Here is a 16,832-nt window from a genome sequence, read left to right on the forward strand (position 1 = left end):
GGTCGCATCACTCGTAGTAGCGGAAGATGACCTCGGCGACGCAGGACGGCTTCTCCGATCCCTCGACCTCGAAGACGAACTCCATCTGCACCTGGGCACCGCCCTTCACGTCCTCGACGGACTGCAGGGTCGCTCCCAGGCGCACCTTCGACCCGACCGGGACGGGAGACGGGAAGCGGACCTTGCCGGCTCCGTAGTTCACGCCCATCGAGATGCCGGTGACGGTGAAGATCTGGGGCGAGAGCATCGGCCCGAGGGAGAGGGTGAGGTAGCCGTGCGCGATCGGCACCCCGAAGGGCCCCGCCGTCGCCCGCTCGACGTCGACGTGGATCCACTGGTGGTCGCCCGTCGCGTCGGCGAACTTCTGGACCTGGTCCTGGGTGACCTCGGTGTAGGGGGAGTAGCCGAGGTGCTCTCCGACCAGCTCCTTCATCCCGGCGATTCCTTCGATCTGCTTCGTCATGGGAGCGACCGTACGACCTCGCCGGAGCCGCTCCCGCATCGAGGCGAGCACGCCTCCACCGGCTCGTGGCGCCGACGGCGCCCGCGGCACCCCGGACGCGGCAGACTCTCGCCATGGACGATCCCGACGGCGCCGACGACGACGGCGTGCACGGCGGGAGCGCCGACGACGAGCACGAGACCGCCGGCCCAGCGCCGTGGCCGGAGGAGCCCGCCGAGTCCGGCATCCGCTCCGGGTTCGTCACGTTCGTCGGCCGGCCCAACGTCGGCAAGTCGTCGCTGGTCAACGCGATCTGCGGCACCAAGGTCAGCATCGTCAGCGACAAGCCGCAGACGACCCGCCACCGGATCATGGGGGTGCGCTCGCGGCCGGGCAGCCAGATCGTGTTCGTCGACACGCCGGGCCTGCACAAGGCGGTGACCGCGCTCGGCGAGCGCGTCAACGCGACGGCGCTGTCGAGCGTCGCCGGATCGACCGCGTCGGAGGGCGCGAGCGCCTCCGGCGGCGACCGACGCGGTGCCGACGGAGGCGAGGCGGCGACCGACGTCGACGTCGTCGCCCTGGTGCTGGACGCCACGACGCCCTTCGGCAGCGGTGACCGCTGGGTGGCGTCCCAGCTCGACGTGTCGGACGCGATCGTGGTGGTGAACAAGATCGACCGGGCCACCCCCGCCCAGGTGCTGGCGATGCTGGGTGCGGCGAGCGAGCTCGGAGCCGCCGAGTACTTCCCGGTGTCCGCACGCACCCACGACGGCCTCGACGCCCTCGTCGACCACCTCCTCGCCCGTCTCGCGCCCGGCCCGCGCTACTTCCCCGACGACCAGGTGAGCGATCTGGGCGAGGAGCGCTGGGTCGCCGAGCTCGTGCGCGAGCAGCTGCTCGCGGTCACCCGCGACGAGCTGCCGTACTCGATCGCCACCCAGGTGGTGGAGTGGGAGTGGCCGCGGATCCGCGTCGACGTGATCGTGGAGCGCGACAGCCAGAAGGGCATGGTGATCGGCAAGGGCGGCAGCGTGCTCAAGCGGGCCGGCGAACGTGCCCGCGCCCAGCTCCCCGAGGGCGTCTTCCTCGAGCTGCGGGTGAAGGTCGACAAGGACTGGCAGCGCCGCCCCGAGCGGGTCGAGCGCCTCGGCTACTGAGCGTCGTCGCGCGTCGGTGCCGATGCGACGTGCGAGCGCGAGTCCGCCGGCGGTCGCCCGTCGGCTCAGCCGACGGTGCCCGACGGCGGGAAGGCGTCGCCGTCGGTGGTCGCCGAGACGTCAGGTGCGTCCGTCGTCGCCGGGTCCGGGTCGTCTCCCGCGGGGAGGCCCGAGTCGGCGATCAGGCTGACGTAGTCGTCGCGCGACACCGGCTCGTCGGTGAACCCCGACTCCCCGGTGGGCACGCGGATCGCCTCGCCGTCGAAGGTGAAGCGCGCCTGCCCGACGAACTGCAGGTTGCCGAGGAACGTCAGCACCATCTGCGCGATCGCGGAGCGCTGGTCGGCCACCTCGTCGATCTCGTCGAACAGGTCGGGATCGAGCTCGATCGTCACGATCCCCGCCTCGACCGTCGTGCCGACGATGAGGCCCGGGACGATCTCGCTCTCGAAGAGGTCGGCGAACGGCTCCGAGGGCCCGTTCTCGAGCAGCTGGATGAGGTCTCCCGGCTTCGGGGGGAACGACGGCGCCGCGCTCTCCACCCCGCTCAGCTCGTCGCGCGACAGGAAGTAGATGACCACCGGAGGGGGCGGGACCGCCGGCACCGTCGTCGTCTCGAGCTCGTCGGGGACCACCGTCGTCGTGGTGGTGACGGTCGTCGTCGTGAGCGACGTCGACGGCTCCGCGAGCCGGTTCGGCACCTGGTCGTCGGAGATCGGATCGAAGCTCTCCGGGCCCGTCGGCACCCCGCACGCCCCGAGCACGACGGAGATCGCGAGCGCCAGCGCCAGCGCCACGGCACGCGGACCCGGCGTCGCACGACGCCCGGTCATCGTCGCCGATCGCTCGGTCCCGTCTCGCCGGCTCACCCGTGGGCTCCACGGATGGGGATCTCGAACACGAACCGGGCACCGCCGCCGGCGCGGTCCTCCACCCACACGGCCCCACCCATCGCCGCGCTGTGCTCGGCGACGAGCGCGAGACCGAGGCCGGTCCCGATCCGGTGACGTGCGGCCGACCCCCGGGCGAAGCGCTCGAAGATCCGGTCCCGCTCGCTGCGTGCGACGCCGGGGCCGCCGTCCTCGACGGCGATGCGCAGCATCGCGTGGCGCGTGGGCGCGACCTCGACGAGCTCGGCACCGCCTCCGTGGTGGTTGGCGTTCTCGATCAGGTTCCCGAGCACGCGCTCGAAGCGGACCTTGTCGACGTCGATCTCGCGTGGCGTCCCCCGGCGGACCTCGACCTCGATGTCGGGGCTCCCGAAGCGGGCGGCGACCCGGTGGGTGAGCGCGACGATGTCGAGCGTCTCGATGTTCAGCTCGGTGGCTCCCGCGTCGATGCGCGACAGCTCGAGCAGGTCGATCACCATGCTGTCGAAGCGACGCACCTGGCTGACCACCACGTCCAGCGCCTGCTGGGTCCGTTCGGGGATGTCGGAACGGCGGGCGTCGAGGACCTCCACCGCCGCGGTCAGCGCGGTGATCGGGGAGCGCAGCTCGTGGCTGACGTCGGACGCGAACCGGGCCTCGCGCTCGATCCGGGTCTGGACGGCGTCGGCCATGTCGTTGAACGAGCTGGCGAGGCGGTCGAGGTCGGGATCGGATTCGCCCTCGAGTCGGGTGTCGAGGCCGCCCGACGCGATGTCCTCGGCGGCGTCGGCGACGCGGCTCAGGGGTCGGAGCAGTCGTCGACTGGTGGAGAACCCGAACAGGGTGGCGAGGACCAGCGTGCCGATCCCCCCGAGCCCGAGCGCGGTCAGCAGCGCGGTGAGCGTCGACCGCTCGTTGCCCGCCGGGAAGGCCTCGAAGTACCCGACCCCGTGGCGGCGGATGTGGACCCCCACGGCGACGAAGGGCTCGCCGTCGATGTCGGCGTACTGGAGGCCCGAGCCCTGGGCGTTGACGCGCCGGGTCAGCTCGAGCGGGAAGTCGCTCAGGCGCCCGTTGGTGTCGGTCTGGAACGTGCGCGTGCCGGTGGACGGCGAGCTCAGCACCGCGAAGCCACCGGGTTCGGTGCGCAGCTCGGAGTCGAAGAAGGGCTGCACCCGGACGTCGGGATCGGCCTGGACAGCGTCGAGCAGCGTGGCGACGTCGGCGGCGTGCTCGAACGCCTGCTGGGTCGCGGAGGTCGACCGCTCCTGGAGCAGGTTGTTGCGGGCGAATCCGTAGGTGACCCCGATCAGCACCGTGCCGGCGAAGAGCGCGATGAGCGCGAAGAAGAGCGTGACCCGCGCCCGCAGGCGGAGGGATCGATCGCGGGCCACGGAGCGCAGTGTTGCAGACTTCCGGAAGGGGTTCACCCGCTGCCGGTGAGGTACCAGGGGGAGGGAGGTACCCCACCGATGCAGCGTGAACAACCACCACTCTGATCACCTTCTGTGACGGTGCCATCCTCGTCATGCGCGCTTTGTGTAACGAAAACTGCTGGCACCGCCCACGTCACCTCACCTGGGGTTCGTCGGCGACGGTGCCCGGCGTCCCACAGACGGTGCAGACCGAGTCGACGACAAGTCGAGGGTACGTCATCGGATCGTCATCTTCGGACGCCGACGTGCGCGGCGACGGGATCGGCCGTCGCGAGTCGCCCGCGGGGTCTCGCGCCCGCTCCGAGCGGCCTCGCGGACCACCTCGCGCGGCTCGCGTGCCCCGCCCGACGGTCTGGCATCATGGGCCCCCGTGGAGACGCTGCTGTTCATCGAGGACGACGACGCGATCCGACTGGCGCTCTCCCTGGCCCTCGAGGACGAGGGCTACTCGGTGCGCGAGGCCCCGAACGGCGCCGAGGGCCTGGCGTCCTTCGAGCGCCAACCCGTCGACCTCATCCTGCTCGACCTGCGCCTCCCCGACATGTCGGGGTTCGAGGTGTGCCGCTCGCTGCGGGCCAAGAGCATCGTCCCGATCATCATCATCACCGCGCAGACCGACACCGTCGACATGGTCGCCGGGCTCGAGGCCGGCGCCGACGACTACGTCACCAAGCCCGTCGTCCCCAAGGAGCTCGCGGCCCGGATCCGGTCCCTGCTGCGGCGCGTGCACCTGCAGGACACCCCGCAGCGACCCTCGGCCTCGGTGTTCGGCGACGTCGAGCTGCGGCGCGAGCACGGCATCGTCCTCAAGAGCGGGCGCGAGGTGAACCTGACCAAGACCGAGTTCCGGCTGCTGTGCGAGTTCGCCGACCACGCCGGCGCCGTGCTGTCGCGCGACCAGCTCCTGGAGCGCGTCTGGGGCTACGAGTACCTCGGCGACTCGCGCCTCGTCGACGCCCACGTGCGCCGGCTGCGGGTCAAGATCGAGGACACCCCCGACGACCCGAAGCTGATCAAGACCGCACGCGGCGTCGGCTACCGGCTCGTCGGTTGACGCTGGGGATGGCGCGCTCGTGCGCCTCGGTGCCGGGCGACGTCAGCGGCGGTAGAGCTGGTCGATCTCCTCGGCGAACTGCGCGTGGATGCCCCGGCGCTTCAGCTTCGACGTCGGCGTGAGCACCTCGGAGTCGGGGAGCCACTCGTCACCGAGGACCTTGACCTTCTTGACCGACTCGGCGTTGTTGAACTCCGACATCGCAGCGCGCACGCCCTCGTCGATCTCGGCGACGAGGTCGGGGTTCTCCGCGAGGGCCGTCGGCTCGGCTTCGGCACCGGTGAGGTCGTGGTTCGCGGCCCAGGCCGCCGCAGCGTCGGGGTCGAGGACGACGAGCGCGGAGATGAACGGCTTGCCGTCGCCGATCGCGCACGCCTGGCCGACGAGCGGGATCATCTTCAGCGCGGCCTCGAGGTTCGCCGGGCTGACGTTCTTGCCGCCGGCCGTGATGATCAGCTCCTTCTTGCGGTCGACGATGCGCAGGTACCCGTCATCGTCGATCTCACCGATGTCGCCGGTGTGGAACCACCCGTCGGCGTCGAGCGCCTCGTCGGTCGTGTCCGGCAGGCCGAGGTACCCCCCGAAGACGTTGCCGCCCCGTGCGAGGACCTCGCCGTCGTCGTCGAGCTTCATCTCGACCCCCGTCGCCGCCCGCCCCACGTAGCCGGGCTTGGCGTCGGCGGCCCAGGTGAGCACGGCCATCGTCTCCGACAGGCCGTACCCCTCGGACAGCGGCACGCCCAGCGCACGGAACCACGACAGGATCTCGGCGGGGATCGGCGCGGCGCCGGTGATGCAGATCTCGGCCCGGTCGAGCCCGAGCCGCTCCTTCACCGCCTGGAACGCGACCTGGTCGAGGAAGCTCCACGTCTCGAGCTCCTCGTCGGAGGCGGTGCCGCGCGTCATCTTCGGCTCGATGGCACGCGCCACGTCGACGGCCTCGTCGAACTTCCGCTTGCGCTCGGGGTCCTGCCCGAGCGATGCGTTCACCCCGGCGTACAGCTTCTCCCAGACCCGGGGGACGCCGATGAACACGTGCGGGTGCACCTCGGCGGCCACGGCCGCCACCTTCGACGTGTCCGGGCAGCACGTCACCTCCGTGCCGAAGTCGACGTTGTAGTAGTGGCCGAGCAGGCGCTCCATGATGTGCGCCATCGGGAGGTACGACACGTGCTTCTTGCCGGCGAAGGAGTCGATGTCGGTCTGGTCGCGCATCGTCTCGCTGATCGACTCGAGCGTCCACACGACGTTGCGGTGGCTGAGGGTCACGCCCTTGGGCGGGCCCGTGGTGCCCGAGGTGTAGATGATCGTCGCCAGGTCGTCGAGGGTCGCGGTCTCGGCGGCCGAGGCGAGGTCGATCGGCTCGGCGGTGACCAGGTCGTCGTAGCGCAGCACCGACGCGTCGGTCGCGTCGTCGGCGTCGACGATCACGACGTGCTCGAGCGATCCGATCCGGTCGCGGACCTGGTCGAGGCGTGCGAGGAAGTCGCCGTGCTCGACGATCGCCACCTTCGCACCGCAGTCCGCGAGCAGGTACTGGATCTGGTCGGGTGCCGAGGAGTTGTACACCGAGACCGGGGTCGCGCCGAGGAACAGCACCGCGAGGTCGAGGGGGTGGAACTCCATCCGGTTGGACAGCATGAGCGCGACCCGGTCGCCGTGACCGACGCCGAGGTCGGCGAGCGCGGTGGCCAGGCGGGCGGTCCGGTCGGCGAGCTCGTCGAAGGTGATCGAGTCCCACTCGCCCCCGGAGCCCTTCCACTGGATGGCGGTGAGCGAGCCGTTCTCGGCGACGTTCGCCAGGAACCGCTTCGCGACGTTCTGCCCGGCGATGCGCTCGTCGATGTCGGACCGCGTGGGAGCGGAGTCGTTCGTCGTCATCGGCCCAGTGTCCCACGTCACGCCGGCAGCAGCCGCACGCGCCCGCCGACGCCGCGGCGGATCGGGCGAGGCGGATCGGGCGCGGCGCTCGGCGGCTCGTTCAGGCGTCCGGGTTCCAGGCGGGGAGCCGCTTCTCGCGGAAGGCGGCCATCCCCTCGACCGCGTCGGGCCCGGAGAACAGCTCGGTCGACAGCTCGGTCATCGCGCCCATCGCGGCGTCGCGGTCGAGGGTCGGGACGAGGGCGAGCATCGCCTTGGTCTCCGCGACGGCCCGCCGCGCCCCGGCCCGGACCCCCGAGACGAGCTCGGCGACCTGGGCGTCGACGTCGTCGGTGACGTGGCTGACGAGACCCATCGAGAGCGCCTCGTCGGCGTCGAAGGGCTCCCCGGTGAGCAGCGCCGCGGCGATCTTGGCCGGGGGCACCCGGCGCAGGATGGGGACCGAGATCATCGCGGCGGCGACCCCGATGCGCACCTCGGTCAGCGCGAACGAGACGTCGCGACGGACCACGACGAGGTCGCACGACGCCATCAGGCCGATCCCCCCGGCGCGGACCGCGCCGCCGACCGCTGCGATCGTGGGGCGGGGGGTGTCCATCAGCCGCGTCATGACCCGTGCGAACGGCTCGGAATCGGGGGGCCCGTCCGAGCGCTCCTTGAGATCGGCGCCGGCGCAGAACGCCGGTCCGACCGCACCGACGACGATCGCGCGCACCTCGGCGTCCTCGGCGGCGTCGAGGCCGGCGTGGAGCTCGGACACGAGCTGGCGCGACAGGGCGTTGCGGTTGGGCTGGGAGTCGAGGGTCAGCGTCGCGACGTCGTCGGCGATGGTCGTGCGGACGAGCTCGGGCATGGCGCCGACGGTACCGCTCGCCCCGTCGCGGCCCCGACGTGGACAGCGCGCGGGCGGCGCCGGAGCCGGCCGGGCGTCTCGGCGGGCTGCGACGCGAGGTCGATGGGGGACGGCGTCGCGCCGATCGCGTACGATCGGTGCCGTGACCGATCTGAGAGACGACTTCCCGGCCGGCGTGCTCACCGGAGAGGCGGTGAACGAGGTCTTCGCGCTCGCCAAGGCGAAGGAGTTCGCGCTCCCCGCCGCGAACTGCGTCGGCACGAACTCGATGAACGCGGTGATGGAGACCGCGGGGAAGCTCAACAGCCCGGTGATCCTGCAGTTCTCCTCGAGCGGCGGCGCGTTCGTCGGCGGCAAGGCGGTCCCCGTCGACGGCGACCGCGCCTCGGTGCTGGGATCGCTCGCCGGCGCCCGGCACGTGCACACGATGGCCGAGGCCTACGGCGCGCGGGTGATCCTGCACACCGACCACTGCCCGAAGAAGAAGATCGGGTGGGTGGCGGGTCTGCTCGACGCGGCGGAGGCGGAGTTCGAGTCGACCGGCCGCCCGATCTTCAGCTCGCACATGCTCGACCTGTCCGAGGAGCCGCTGGAGGAGAACATCGACCTCTGCGTCGAGTACCTGCGGCGCATGGCACCGATGGGGATGACCCTCGAGCTCGAGCTCGGGATCACCGGGGGCGAGGAGGACGGAGTCGACAACTCCGACGCCGACCCCGCCGACCTGTACTCCAAGCCCGAGGAGGTCGCGTACGCCTACGAGCGCCTGCTCGAGGTGAGCCCGAACTTCCTCATCGCCGCGGCGTTCGGCAACGTCCACGGCGTGTACAAGCCCGGCAACGTCAAGCTCACGCCGACGATCCTGCGCGACGCCCAGCAGCACATCTCGGAGAAGTTCTCGACCGACTCCGACAAGCCGGTCAACTTCGTGTTCCACGGGGGGTCCGGCTCCTCGGCGTCGGACATCTCCGAGGCGATCAGCTACGGCGTGATCAAGATGAACATCGACACCGACCTCCAGTGGGCCTTCTGGGACGGGGTGCGCGGCTACTACGAGGACAACTCGGAGTACCTCCAGGGTCAGCTCGGCAACCCGAGCGGCGAGGACGCTCCGAACAAGAAGCACTACGACCCCCGGGTCTGGCTCCGCTCGGCCGAGGAGAGCTTCGTCGAGCGCCTCGAGCAGGCGTTCCGTGAGCTCGGCAACGTCGACACGCTCGCCTGATCGGCCCCACGAGCATCGCAGCCGGGGTCTGACCCCGGGCGGTGACGCGACCCTGGCGGTGATGCGTCAGGCGGTCGTGTCGCGCAGGAACCGCTCGACCTCGGCTCGGTGGCGGGTGCGCTTCATCGGCGGGAGGGCGTTGACGATGTCCCACCGGTACGAGGCGGTCCCCAGCCGGGGGTCCATCACCGCCACGACCCCGGTGTCGGTCGTCGAGCGGATCAGGCGTCCCGCCGCCTGGGCCAGCATCATCGAGGCGCGCGGGACGTCGATCTCCGCGAACGCGCGACGTCCGAGCTGCTCGCGGCGCGCCGACAGCAGCGGGTCGTCGGGTCGGGGGAACGGGATGCGGTCGATCACGACCAGCGACAGGGTCGACCCGGGCACGTCGACGCCCTGGAACAGCCCGGCGGTCGCGAACAGGCACGTGGCCTCGTCGCCGGCGAACGCCGCCACGAGCGCGGGCTTGGGGAGGTCGCGCTGGGTGAGGATCGGGACGTCGAGGCGCTCGCGCATCGACTCGGCGGCCTCGTCCATCGCCCGGTAGCTGGTGAACAGAGCGAGCGTCCGCCCGCCCGCGGCGCGCACGAGCGCCTCGAGCTCCTCGTTCGCGGCGTCCCGGAACCCGGCCGAGTTCGGGTTCGGGAGGTGGATCGCGCAGTACAGCATCGAGTTCGTGGCGTAGTCGAACGGGCTGCCGACGTCGGCGACGACGACCGACTCGGCGTCGATCCCCAGCCGCGACGGCAGCGACGAGGGGATCGTCGCGCTCGTGAGCACGGCGGTCCGCCGTGCCCACACCCCGTCGCGCATCGTCGGACCGACGTCGAGCGGCGCGATCTCCAGCCGGGGCGACGACGGCGAGCCCGACGCGAACGCGACGTGGCCGTCGCGGCCCTCGATCGCGACGTCGAGCTGCTCGATCGCCCGGCCGGTCATCGTCTGCGCCCGCAGCCGGCGCTGCTTGGCGCCATCGTCGGCGGTCTCGATCGCGACGAGCGCGTCGCTCACCCGACCGAGCACGAGGCGTGCCTCGGTCAGGGGCTCCTGCACCTCGTCGGGGAGCGGGATCGGCAACCGCTCGCCGACGCGGTCGCAGAGGACGTCGCGCAGGCTGTCGGCGAGGTCGGCCACCGAGTCGGTCAGCGACGCGTCGTCGAGGATGCGTCGGATCGTCGCTGCGAGAGCGACGAAGCGGCCGGGAGCGATGGTGACCCCCACGGTGTCGCTCATCACGTCCTCGAGGACGTGCGCCTCGTCGAACACGACCACGTCGTGGTCGGGCAGGATCGCGCCGTCGGCGGCGACGTCGAGGCCGTACAGGTGGGTGTTGACCACCACCACGTCGGCGGCCTGGGCGCGCCGGCGGGCCTCCTCCGCGAAGCACGGGTCACCGAGGGGGCAGCGCTCGGCACCGGGGCACTCGTCGGAGCCGACGCTCACGGACCGCCAGGCGGCGTCGCTCGGCGTCCAGTCGAGCTCGGCCTGGTCTCCGCTCCGGCTGGATCCGGCCCACTCCGCGATCCTGCGGATCTCGGCGCCGGTCGTGGCGGCCACCGGCTCGAGGTCGAGCCGCGCCTGGTCGGGGTCGGCCATCTCCCGCAGCCGCTGGAGGCAGACGTAGTTGCTCCGCCCCTTGAGGATCGCGAAGTCGACGTCGGCGTCGAGGTGGTCGGCGAGGAACGGCAGGTCCTTGGTGGCGAGCTGGTCCTGCAGCGCCTTCGTCGCCGTCGCGACCACCACCCGCTTCCCGGAGGTGATCGCCGGGACGAGGTACGCGAGCGTCTTGCCGGTCCCGGTGCCGGCCTGGACGACGAGGTGACCCCCCGTCTCGATCGCGGAGGCGACGAGCGCGGCCATCTCGTGCTGGCCGTCACGGACCTCGGCGGCGTCGAGCGCCGAGGTGACGACGTCGAGCAGGGCGGAGAGCTCGCTCACCCGACGAGCTCAAGAGCGCGGTCGAGCTCGTCGCCGTCGAAGTCGGGCCACGGGGCGTCGGTGAAGTAGATCGCCGCGCCGGCGGCCTGCCACAGGAGGAAGTTCGACACGCGGTGCTCGCCGCTGGTGCGCACGAGGACGTCGACGGGCGGGAGGTCGGGGAGGTAGAGGTTCGCCGAGATCGCCTCGGGGGTCACCCCGCCGCTCGATCGGCGCGCCTTCTCGGTCGCGGCCACCAGCTCGGACCGGCCGCCGTAGTCGAACGCGACCGTGAGCACCATGCCGGTGTTCGACGCGGTGTCGGCGATCGCCTTGCCGATCGCTCGCTGGACGTAGCGGGGCGTCTTGGCTTCGGGGGAGTCGAAGGGGCGACCGATCCACTGGATGCGCACGTCGAGCTCGTTCAGCTCGGCGACGCGCCCGAACAGCTTCTCGTGCAGGCCCAGGATGTGGCGCACCTCCGGCCGGGGCCGTCGCCAGTTCTCCGTCGAGAACCCGAAGACGGTGAGGTGCCCGATGTCGCGCCGGACGGCGACGCGCACCAACCGCGCGAGGTTCTCCTCGCCCTCGGTGTGGCCGTCCGTGCGGGGGAGCCCCCGCCGACCGGCCCAGCGACCGTTGCCGTCCATGATGCACGCCACGTGCAGGGGGCGGGTCCGGTCGGGCACGGGAGCCAACCTAGTGCTGAGGTCGCGGTCGCGGGGTGAGGTGAGGTCGTGGCCCGGCGTGAGGTGGCCCCGGCGTGAGATGTTGCCGGCGTGAGGCGGCCGAGGGGCCCGGTCGCGTGGAATGATGTCCCCGTGACGAAGGCCGAGGCGATCCGGGCCGACGACGTGTCCGACGTCGATCCGACGCGCCAGTTCCTGCGTCACGTGATGGTCGTCGGCGGGACGCTCGGCGACTGGGACGACCTCGGGGTCGCGCGCTGGGAGCGCCGCGTCGTCGATCTGGGAACGGTGGCGGCGAACGCCGGGGCCTCGTTCCTCACGCTCCGTGCCTTCGAGCCGGGGTCCCGGCCGAGCGACAGCAGCCGCTGGGAGCGCCAGATCGACGGGTGCCACGTGGTGATCGACCCGTGCGGTGACGGCCGACGGCGCTTCGCCGAGGCGCTCGCGGGCCTGCCCGACGACGAGCCGGTGAACGAGGCCACCGTGTCGGAGGTCCTGTACGCGCCGGCGGACTGCGAGCCCGACCTGATCGTCGTGCTCGGCGAGCCGACCCGCCTCCCGCCGTCGCTGGTGTGGGAGCTGGCCTACGGTGAGCTGTTCTTCCGCCCGATGGCGTGGAACGAGCTCGGCGCGGACGACCTGGTCGAGGCGATCGCCGACTTCGCGCGTCGCGAACGCCGGTTCGGCGGACTCGATTCCACGGATCGATCCGACGAATCGGTCGGATGACCGCCGGCGGGGGGCGACCATCGTGAGCGGGCTGTACCGCGACGTCGGAGTGGTGCTGCGCACCTACAAGCTGCGCGAATCGGACCGCATCGTCGTGATCCACACGAAGGAGAACGGCAAGATCCGTGCGGTCGCCAAGGGGGTGCGCAAGACGCGCTCCAAGTTCGGAGCCCGGCTCGAGCCGATGAGCCACGTCCGGCTGCTGCTGTACCGCGGGCGCGAGCTCGACATCGTCAGCCAGGCCGAGGCCGTGGAGCCGTTGTCGCCGATGCTGTCCTCGCTGGACCGGGCGTCGCAGGGCCTCGCCGCGCTCGAGGCCGTCGACCAGTTGTCGCTGGAGCGCGAACCGGACCCGCGCGCCCACGCGATGCTGGTCGGGGTGCTGCGCACGATCGCCGCCAAGCCGTCTCCGCTGAACGTCCCGGCGTTCTACTGGAAGCTCCTGGCGCACGAGGGGCTGCGACCCCAGCTCGACGCGTGCGTACGCTGCGGCGACTCCGAGCCCTCCGCCCGACTGGTCGCGTTCGACCTGGTCGAGGGTGGTGTGCTCTGCCGGTCCTGCCGCTCGGGCCAGGCGATCTCGGAACCCGCCCTGGAGCTGCTGCGCGACATCCTCGGCGGACGGCTGCAGAGCGCCCTCGACCGCGAGGAGTCACCGGTGACCCACGAGGTGGCTGCGCTCGCCACCCGGGCGCTCGAGCACCAGATCGAGCGCAGGCTGCGCGCGGTGGCGATGTTCGAGCGCGGGTGATCCGGTCGCCCGGACCACGTCCCACCGATACCGCGGTGTCGGCGGGACGTGGCGTCGGAGCGTGACTCCCGGAGCGACCGTCAGGCGTCGGCGGGCCGACGACGGGTCAGCAGGATCGCTCCGCCACCGAGGGCCAGCAGGGCGAGCGCGATCGACGCGGTCGTCGTGGCGCCGCCGCCGGTGCGCGGGAGCTGGGTGTCGGTGCCGGGGGTCCCCGGCGCCGGGGCGGTGGTCGCGCTCCCGTCGTCACCGTCACGGTCGTCGTCGTCGCCGTCGTCACCCGGGGCCGGCTCCGACGACGATGTCGTGCCGTCGTCGTCGCCGTCGCCGTCGGGTGCGGTGGTCGGAGCGTCCGTGCCGCCCTCGGTGGTCGACGGACCGTCGGTGTCTCCGGGCGCCGCCTCGGTGGTCGTGGGAGCGTCGGTGCCGCCCTCGGTGGTGGTCGGGGCGTCGGTGCCGTCGGTCTCGCCGCTGGTGGTGGTGGGGGCGTCCGTCGGGGCGGGCTCGGTGGTGTCGTCGGTGGTCGTGGGGGCGTCGGTGCCGTCGGTCTCGCCGTCGGTGGTGGTGGGGACGTCCGTCGGGCCGGGCTCGGGCGCACCGGTGGTCGTCGGCGCCACCGTCGTCGGTGCGGCCGTCGTGGTCACGTCGGTCGTGACCGACACGTCGGGGCAGTCGAACCGGATCTCGATGCCGCCGCTGAAGGTGGCGTCGGGGCCGAGCCGCACCTGGACGCTGATCGTGTCACCGAGGGTGATCGCCCGGGCCGAGAAGGTGCGCTCCTCGAACGCCTCGCCCTCGACGTCGTTGACCTCGAACGACGAACCACCCGAGCTGATGATCAGGTCGTTGCCCGGGTGGACGGACTCCTGGTTGCGCACGTCGACCGTCGCCGTGCAGTCGGCGCCGACGAGGGATCCCGGCACCGGCCGGCTCGTCACCGGCTTCACGGCCCCGGGGATGCTGCGCACGATCGTGTCGAGCGGGACGATGATCTCCGTCTCGGCCGCCGAGGCACCCGATCCGGATCCCAACCCGAGCGCGGCGGCGAGCGCGGTGGTGGCGGCGAGTGCGGGGATCGATCGTCTCATGGGGGTGGGGCCTCGTGTGGTTCGGTCGCCGCTCGTTCGCGAGCGGCGGTGTGTCGGTGACGCCCGGTGGGAGCCCGGACGCGCGGCGCGAGGGTATCGCGCCCTCCGCGAGCGCAGGAACATCAACGGCGTGATCTGCCGCGACGGCGGGCGAACCGGTCGCGAGGAGCGCCGGAGGGGCCCCTAGCCTGTCCACCCTGATGGCCGCCACCGACCTCGACCAGATCGTCTCGCTGTGCAAGCGCCGGGGCTTCGTGTACCAGTCCGCCGAGATCTACGGCGGCTTCCGCTCGACGTACGACTACGGACCGCTCGGCTCGCTCCTCCTGCGCAACGTGAAGGAGGCGTGGATCCGCTCGACGGTGCAGCTGCGCGACGACGTGGTGCTGATTGACGCCGCGATCCTCGGCCCTCCGCAGGTCTGGCAGGCCTCGGGGCACCTCGCCAACTTCAGCGATCCGCTCGTCGACTGCGTCAACTGCAAGAACCGGTTCCGCCTCGACAAGCTCGACGACCCGGGCACCTGCCCGAGCTGCGGCCAGCACGACAGCTTCACCGAGGCGCGCGAGTTCAACCTCATGTTCCGCACCCAGGCCGGGCCGGTCGAGGGCACGGGGGCCGAGGCGTACCTGCGCCCCGAGACCGCCCAGGGCATGTTCACCAACTTCGGCCAGGTGCTCCAGACCAGCCGCAAGCGTCCCCCGTTCGGGATCGCGCAGGTCGGCAAGTCGTTCCGCAACGAGATCACGCCCCAGAACTGGATCTTCCGGACCCGCGAGTTCGAGCAGATGGAGATGGAGTTCTTCGTCCCGCCGGCGGAGTCGGAGCGGTGGTACGAGTACTGGTGCGCCGAGCGGATGGCGTGGTACGTCGAGCACGGCATCCCCGAGTCGATGCTGCGGCTGCGGCCCCACGACGACGACGAGCTGTCGCACTACTCGACGGGGACCTCCGACGTGGAGTTCGCGTTCCCCTGGGGCTTCGACGAGCTCGAGGGCATCGCGCAGCGCACGGACTTCGACCTGAAGGCGCACGCGGCGGCATCGGGCCAGCGGCTCGACTACCTCGACCCCCAGACCAACGAGCGGTACGTCCCGCACGTGATCGAGCCAGCGGCCGGAGCGACGCGCACGATGGCGGCGTTCCTCCTCGCCGCGTACGACACCGAGGAGATCGGCGACGAGACGCGCACCGTCCTGCGTCTGCACCCGCGCCTCGCGCCCTACAAGGTGGCGGTGCTGCCGCTGAGCCGCAAGGACACCCTCACCCCGCTCGCCCACGACGTCCGGCGCCTCCTCGCGGACCGCTACGTGGTCGACTACGACGAGACCCAGAGCATCGGCAAGCGGTACCGGCGCCAGGACGAGATCGGCACGCCGCTCGCGGTGACGGTCGACTTCGACTCCCTCGACGACGGTGCGGTGACCGTGCGTGACCGCGACACGACCGAGCAGGTGCGCGTCCCGATCGGCGACCTGCTCGCGACGGTCTCCGACCGACTCGGCTTCTGACGACGGCCTCGGCTCCACCGTCGTGGGCGTGAGCCGTCGGCACCGTCGGCGGGAGTCCGGCGATCGCGTCGCGCTCGGGTGCGTTCGCTACGGTGCGGTGCATGAGCAAGGTCTCCGTCATCGCCAAGATCACCGCCAACGAGGGCCAGCGCAGCGACATGATCGCCGCGATGGGCACGATGATGGAGCACGTCGAGGCCAACGAGCCCGACACGTTGAAGTACATCCTGATGGAGGACGGCCAGGACGACGACGTCGTGTGGATGTACGAGGAGTACACCGACGACGAGGCGTTCCAGGCGCACGGCACCAGCGACACGATGAAGGAGCTCGGCGCCGCGCTGCGCCCCTACGCCGCCGGTCGCCCGCAGGTCATCGTGTGCAACCCGGTGCGCGGCAAGGGCCTCTGACGCCCCGCGCGACCCGAGCCCGGGTGGAGCGCACGTCGTGACCACGTACCTCGACGGCATCATCGAGCACCACCGCGGCGTCGCGGCACGTGACGACCGCTCCCTCGCCGATCTCCTGCCGGCCGCGCGCGCGCTGCCCCCCACCCGCGGCTTCGCTGCGGCGCTGCGATCCCGTGACGGCCTCGGCGTGATCGCCGAGATCAAGCGCCGCTCCCCGTCGCGAGGTGACCTGGCGATCGACCTCGACCCGATCGAGGTGGCGCGCGCCTACGAGCGTGGCGGGGCGGCGTGCCTCTCGGTGCTGACCGACGGGCCCCACTTCGCCGGCTCCGCCGAGGACCTGCGCTCGGCTCGCGGCGGGTGCGACCTGCCGGTGCTGCGCAAGGACTTCACCGTCAGCGAGCTCGACGTGGTCGACGCCCGCACGATGGGCGCCGACTGCGTGCTGCTGATCGCCGCGGCCCTCGACGACACCGAGCTGGGCGCGTTCCACCGGCTCGCGACCGACCTCGGCCTCGACGCGCTGGTCGAGGTCCACGACGAGCCCGAGCTGGAGCGGGCGCTCGCGGTCGGGGCGGACCTGGTCGGGGTGAACCAGCGCGACCTGGTCACCTTCGAGGTCGACCACGCCCGGGCGCTGCGGATGGCCGCAGCGATCCCCGGCCACGTCGTCTCGGTCGCGGAATCCGGGGTCCGCGGCGGTGACGACGCCCGAGCGCTGCGCGACGCCGGCTACGACGCCGTCCTGGTCGGGGAGTCGCTGGTGACGAGCGACGACCGCGAGTCGATGCTCGCCGAGCTCATCGGTCCCTGATCC

General features: G+C 71.8%; 16 protein-coding genes. 8 read left to right on the top strand and 8 right to left on the bottom strand.

The features are described 5' to 3' along the window. Nucleotides 1-7: 7 nt before the first annotated feature. Nucleotides 8-463, bottom strand: a complete 456-nt coding sequence (locus tag ACOOHC_RS08405) for a MaoC family dehydratase (RefSeq protein WP_420453539.1) — start codon at nt 461-463, stop codon at nt 8-10. Between the two features lie 113 nt (nt 464-576). Here ACOOHC_RS08405 and ACOOHC_RS08410 point away from each other — a divergent pair, with 113 nt between their 5' ends. Continuing rightward, entirely contained in the window at nt 577-1,602 is a 1,026-nt protein-coding gene (locus ACOOHC_RS08410) for a GTPase Era (protein ID WP_420453540.1), read from the top strand. A 65-nt stretch (nt 1,603-1,667) separates the two neighbouring features. Here the strand turns inward: ACOOHC_RS08410 and ACOOHC_RS08415 are convergent, their stop codons facing one another. Together ACOOHC_RS08415 and ACOOHC_RS08420 are read right to left on the bottom strand one after the other, a co-directional pair. Next, nucleotides 1,668-2,471: a GerMN domain-containing protein gene (locus ACOOHC_RS08415; RefSeq protein ID WP_420453541.1), complete on the bottom strand. Its 804-nt coding sequence runs from the start codon at nt 2,469-2,471 to the stop codon at nt 1,668-1,670. Then, complete coding sequence (locus ACOOHC_RS08420) at nt 2,468-3,865, bottom strand: HAMP domain-containing sensor histidine kinase (protein ID WP_420453542.1); 1,398 nt, start codon at nt 3,863-3,865, stop codon at nt 2,468-2,470. Before ACOOHC_RS08420 ends, ACOOHC_RS08415 begins: the two co-directional genes overlap by 4 nt. 412 nt (nt 3,866-4,277) lie before the next feature. Here ACOOHC_RS08420 and ACOOHC_RS08425 point away from each other — a divergent pair, with 412 nt between their 5' ends. Further along, a complete protein-coding gene (locus tag ACOOHC_RS08425) occupies nt 4,278-4,961 on the top strand; it encodes a response regulator (protein ID WP_420453543.1) in 684 nt (227 codons plus the stop codon). Nucleotides 4,962-5,003: 42 nt separating this feature from the next. Here ACOOHC_RS08425 and ACOOHC_RS08430 read toward each other — a convergent pair whose 3' ends face one another. Further along, complete coding sequence (locus tag ACOOHC_RS08430; RefSeq protein WP_420453544.1) at nt 5,004-6,842, bottom strand: AMP-dependent synthetase/ligase; 1,839 nt, start codon at nt 6,840-6,842, stop codon at nt 5,004-5,006. Between the two features lie 100 nt (nt 6,843-6,942). Then, complete coding sequence (locus ACOOHC_RS08435) at nt 6,943-7,695, bottom strand: enoyl-CoA hydratase-related protein (RefSeq protein ID WP_420453545.1); 753 nt, start codon at nt 7,693-7,695, stop codon at nt 6,943-6,945. A 142-nt stretch (nt 7,696-7,837) separates the two neighbouring features. Between ACOOHC_RS08435 and fbaA the strand changes: the two genes are divergently transcribed. Then, on the top strand, nt 7,838-8,920 hold the full coding sequence (gene fbaA / locus ACOOHC_RS08440; RefSeq protein WP_420453546.1) for a class II fructose-bisphosphate aldolase: 1,083 nt from the start codon (nt 7,838-7,840) through the stop codon (nt 8,918-8,920). 66 nt (nt 8,921-8,986) lie between these two features. On the opposite strand, the gene ACOOHC_RS08445 is transcribed toward fbaA, so the two are convergent. After that, nucleotides 8,987-10,858 (bottom strand): ATP-dependent DNA helicase, encoded by a 1,872-nt coding sequence (locus ACOOHC_RS08445; RefSeq protein WP_420453547.1) that lies wholly within the window; start codon nt 10,856-10,858, stop codon nt 8,987-8,989. Continuing rightward, nucleotides 10,855-11,526 (bottom strand): polyprenyl diphosphate synthase, encoded by a 672-nt coding sequence (uppS, locus tag ACOOHC_RS08450; protein WP_420453548.1) that lies wholly within the window; start codon nt 11,524-11,526, stop codon nt 10,855-10,857. The genes ACOOHC_RS08445 and uppS overlap by 4 nt, the downstream gene beginning before the upstream one ends. A 132-nt stretch (nt 11,527-11,658) precedes the next feature. Here uppS and ACOOHC_RS08455 point away from each other — a divergent pair, with 132 nt between their 5' ends. Further along, nucleotides 11,659-12,255 carry an undecaprenyl diphosphate synthase family protein gene (locus tag ACOOHC_RS08455; RefSeq protein WP_420453549.1) on the top strand — a complete coding sequence of 199 codons (597 nt, stop codon included), beginning with the start codon at nt 11,659-11,661 and terminating at the stop codon, nt 12,253-12,255. Between the two features lie 22 nt (nt 12,256-12,277). Then, on the top strand, nt 12,278-13,006 hold the full coding sequence (recO, locus tag ACOOHC_RS08460; RefSeq protein ID WP_420453550.1) for a DNA repair protein RecO: 729 nt from the start codon (nt 12,278-12,280) through the stop codon (nt 13,004-13,006). 80 nt (nt 13,007-13,086) lie between these two features. Here recO and ACOOHC_RS08465 read toward each other — a convergent pair whose 3' ends face one another. Continuing rightward, the gene (locus ACOOHC_RS08465; protein ID WP_420453551.1) at nt 13,087-14,094 is read right to left on the bottom strand and encodes an LPXTG cell wall anchor domain-containing protein; all 1,008 of its coding nucleotides are present in this window, start codon (nt 14,092-14,094) and stop codon (nt 13,087-13,089) included. Between the two features lie 200 nt (nt 14,095-14,294). Between ACOOHC_RS08465 and ACOOHC_RS08470 the strand changes: the two genes are divergently transcribed. The 3 genes from ACOOHC_RS08470 (at nt 14,295) to trpC (ending at nt 16,829) form a co-directional block, all read left to right on the top strand. Next, nucleotides 14,295-15,605, top strand: coding sequence for a glycine--tRNA ligase (locus tag ACOOHC_RS08470; RefSeq protein ID WP_420453552.1), 1,311 nt, complete (start codon nt 14,295-14,297; stop codon nt 15,603-15,605). A 101-nt stretch (nt 15,606-15,706) separates the two neighbouring features. Further along, on the top strand, nt 15,707-16,015 hold the full coding sequence (locus tag ACOOHC_RS08475; protein WP_420453553.1) for a putative quinol monooxygenase: 309 nt from the start codon (nt 15,707-15,709) through the stop codon (nt 16,013-16,015). Between the two features lie 37 nt (nt 16,016-16,052). Continuing rightward, nucleotides 16,053-16,829: an indole-3-glycerol phosphate synthase TrpC gene (gene trpC, locus ACOOHC_RS08480; RefSeq protein WP_420453554.1), complete on the top strand. Its 777-nt coding sequence runs from the start codon at nt 16,053-16,055 to the stop codon at nt 16,827-16,829. Nucleotides 16,830-16,832 lie beyond the last annotated feature (3 nt).

Source organism: Ilumatobacter sp. (genome assembly GCF_965215205.1).
Classification (GTDB): Bacteria; Actinomycetota; Acidimicrobiia; order Acidimicrobiales; family Ilumatobacteraceae; genus Ilumatobacter_A.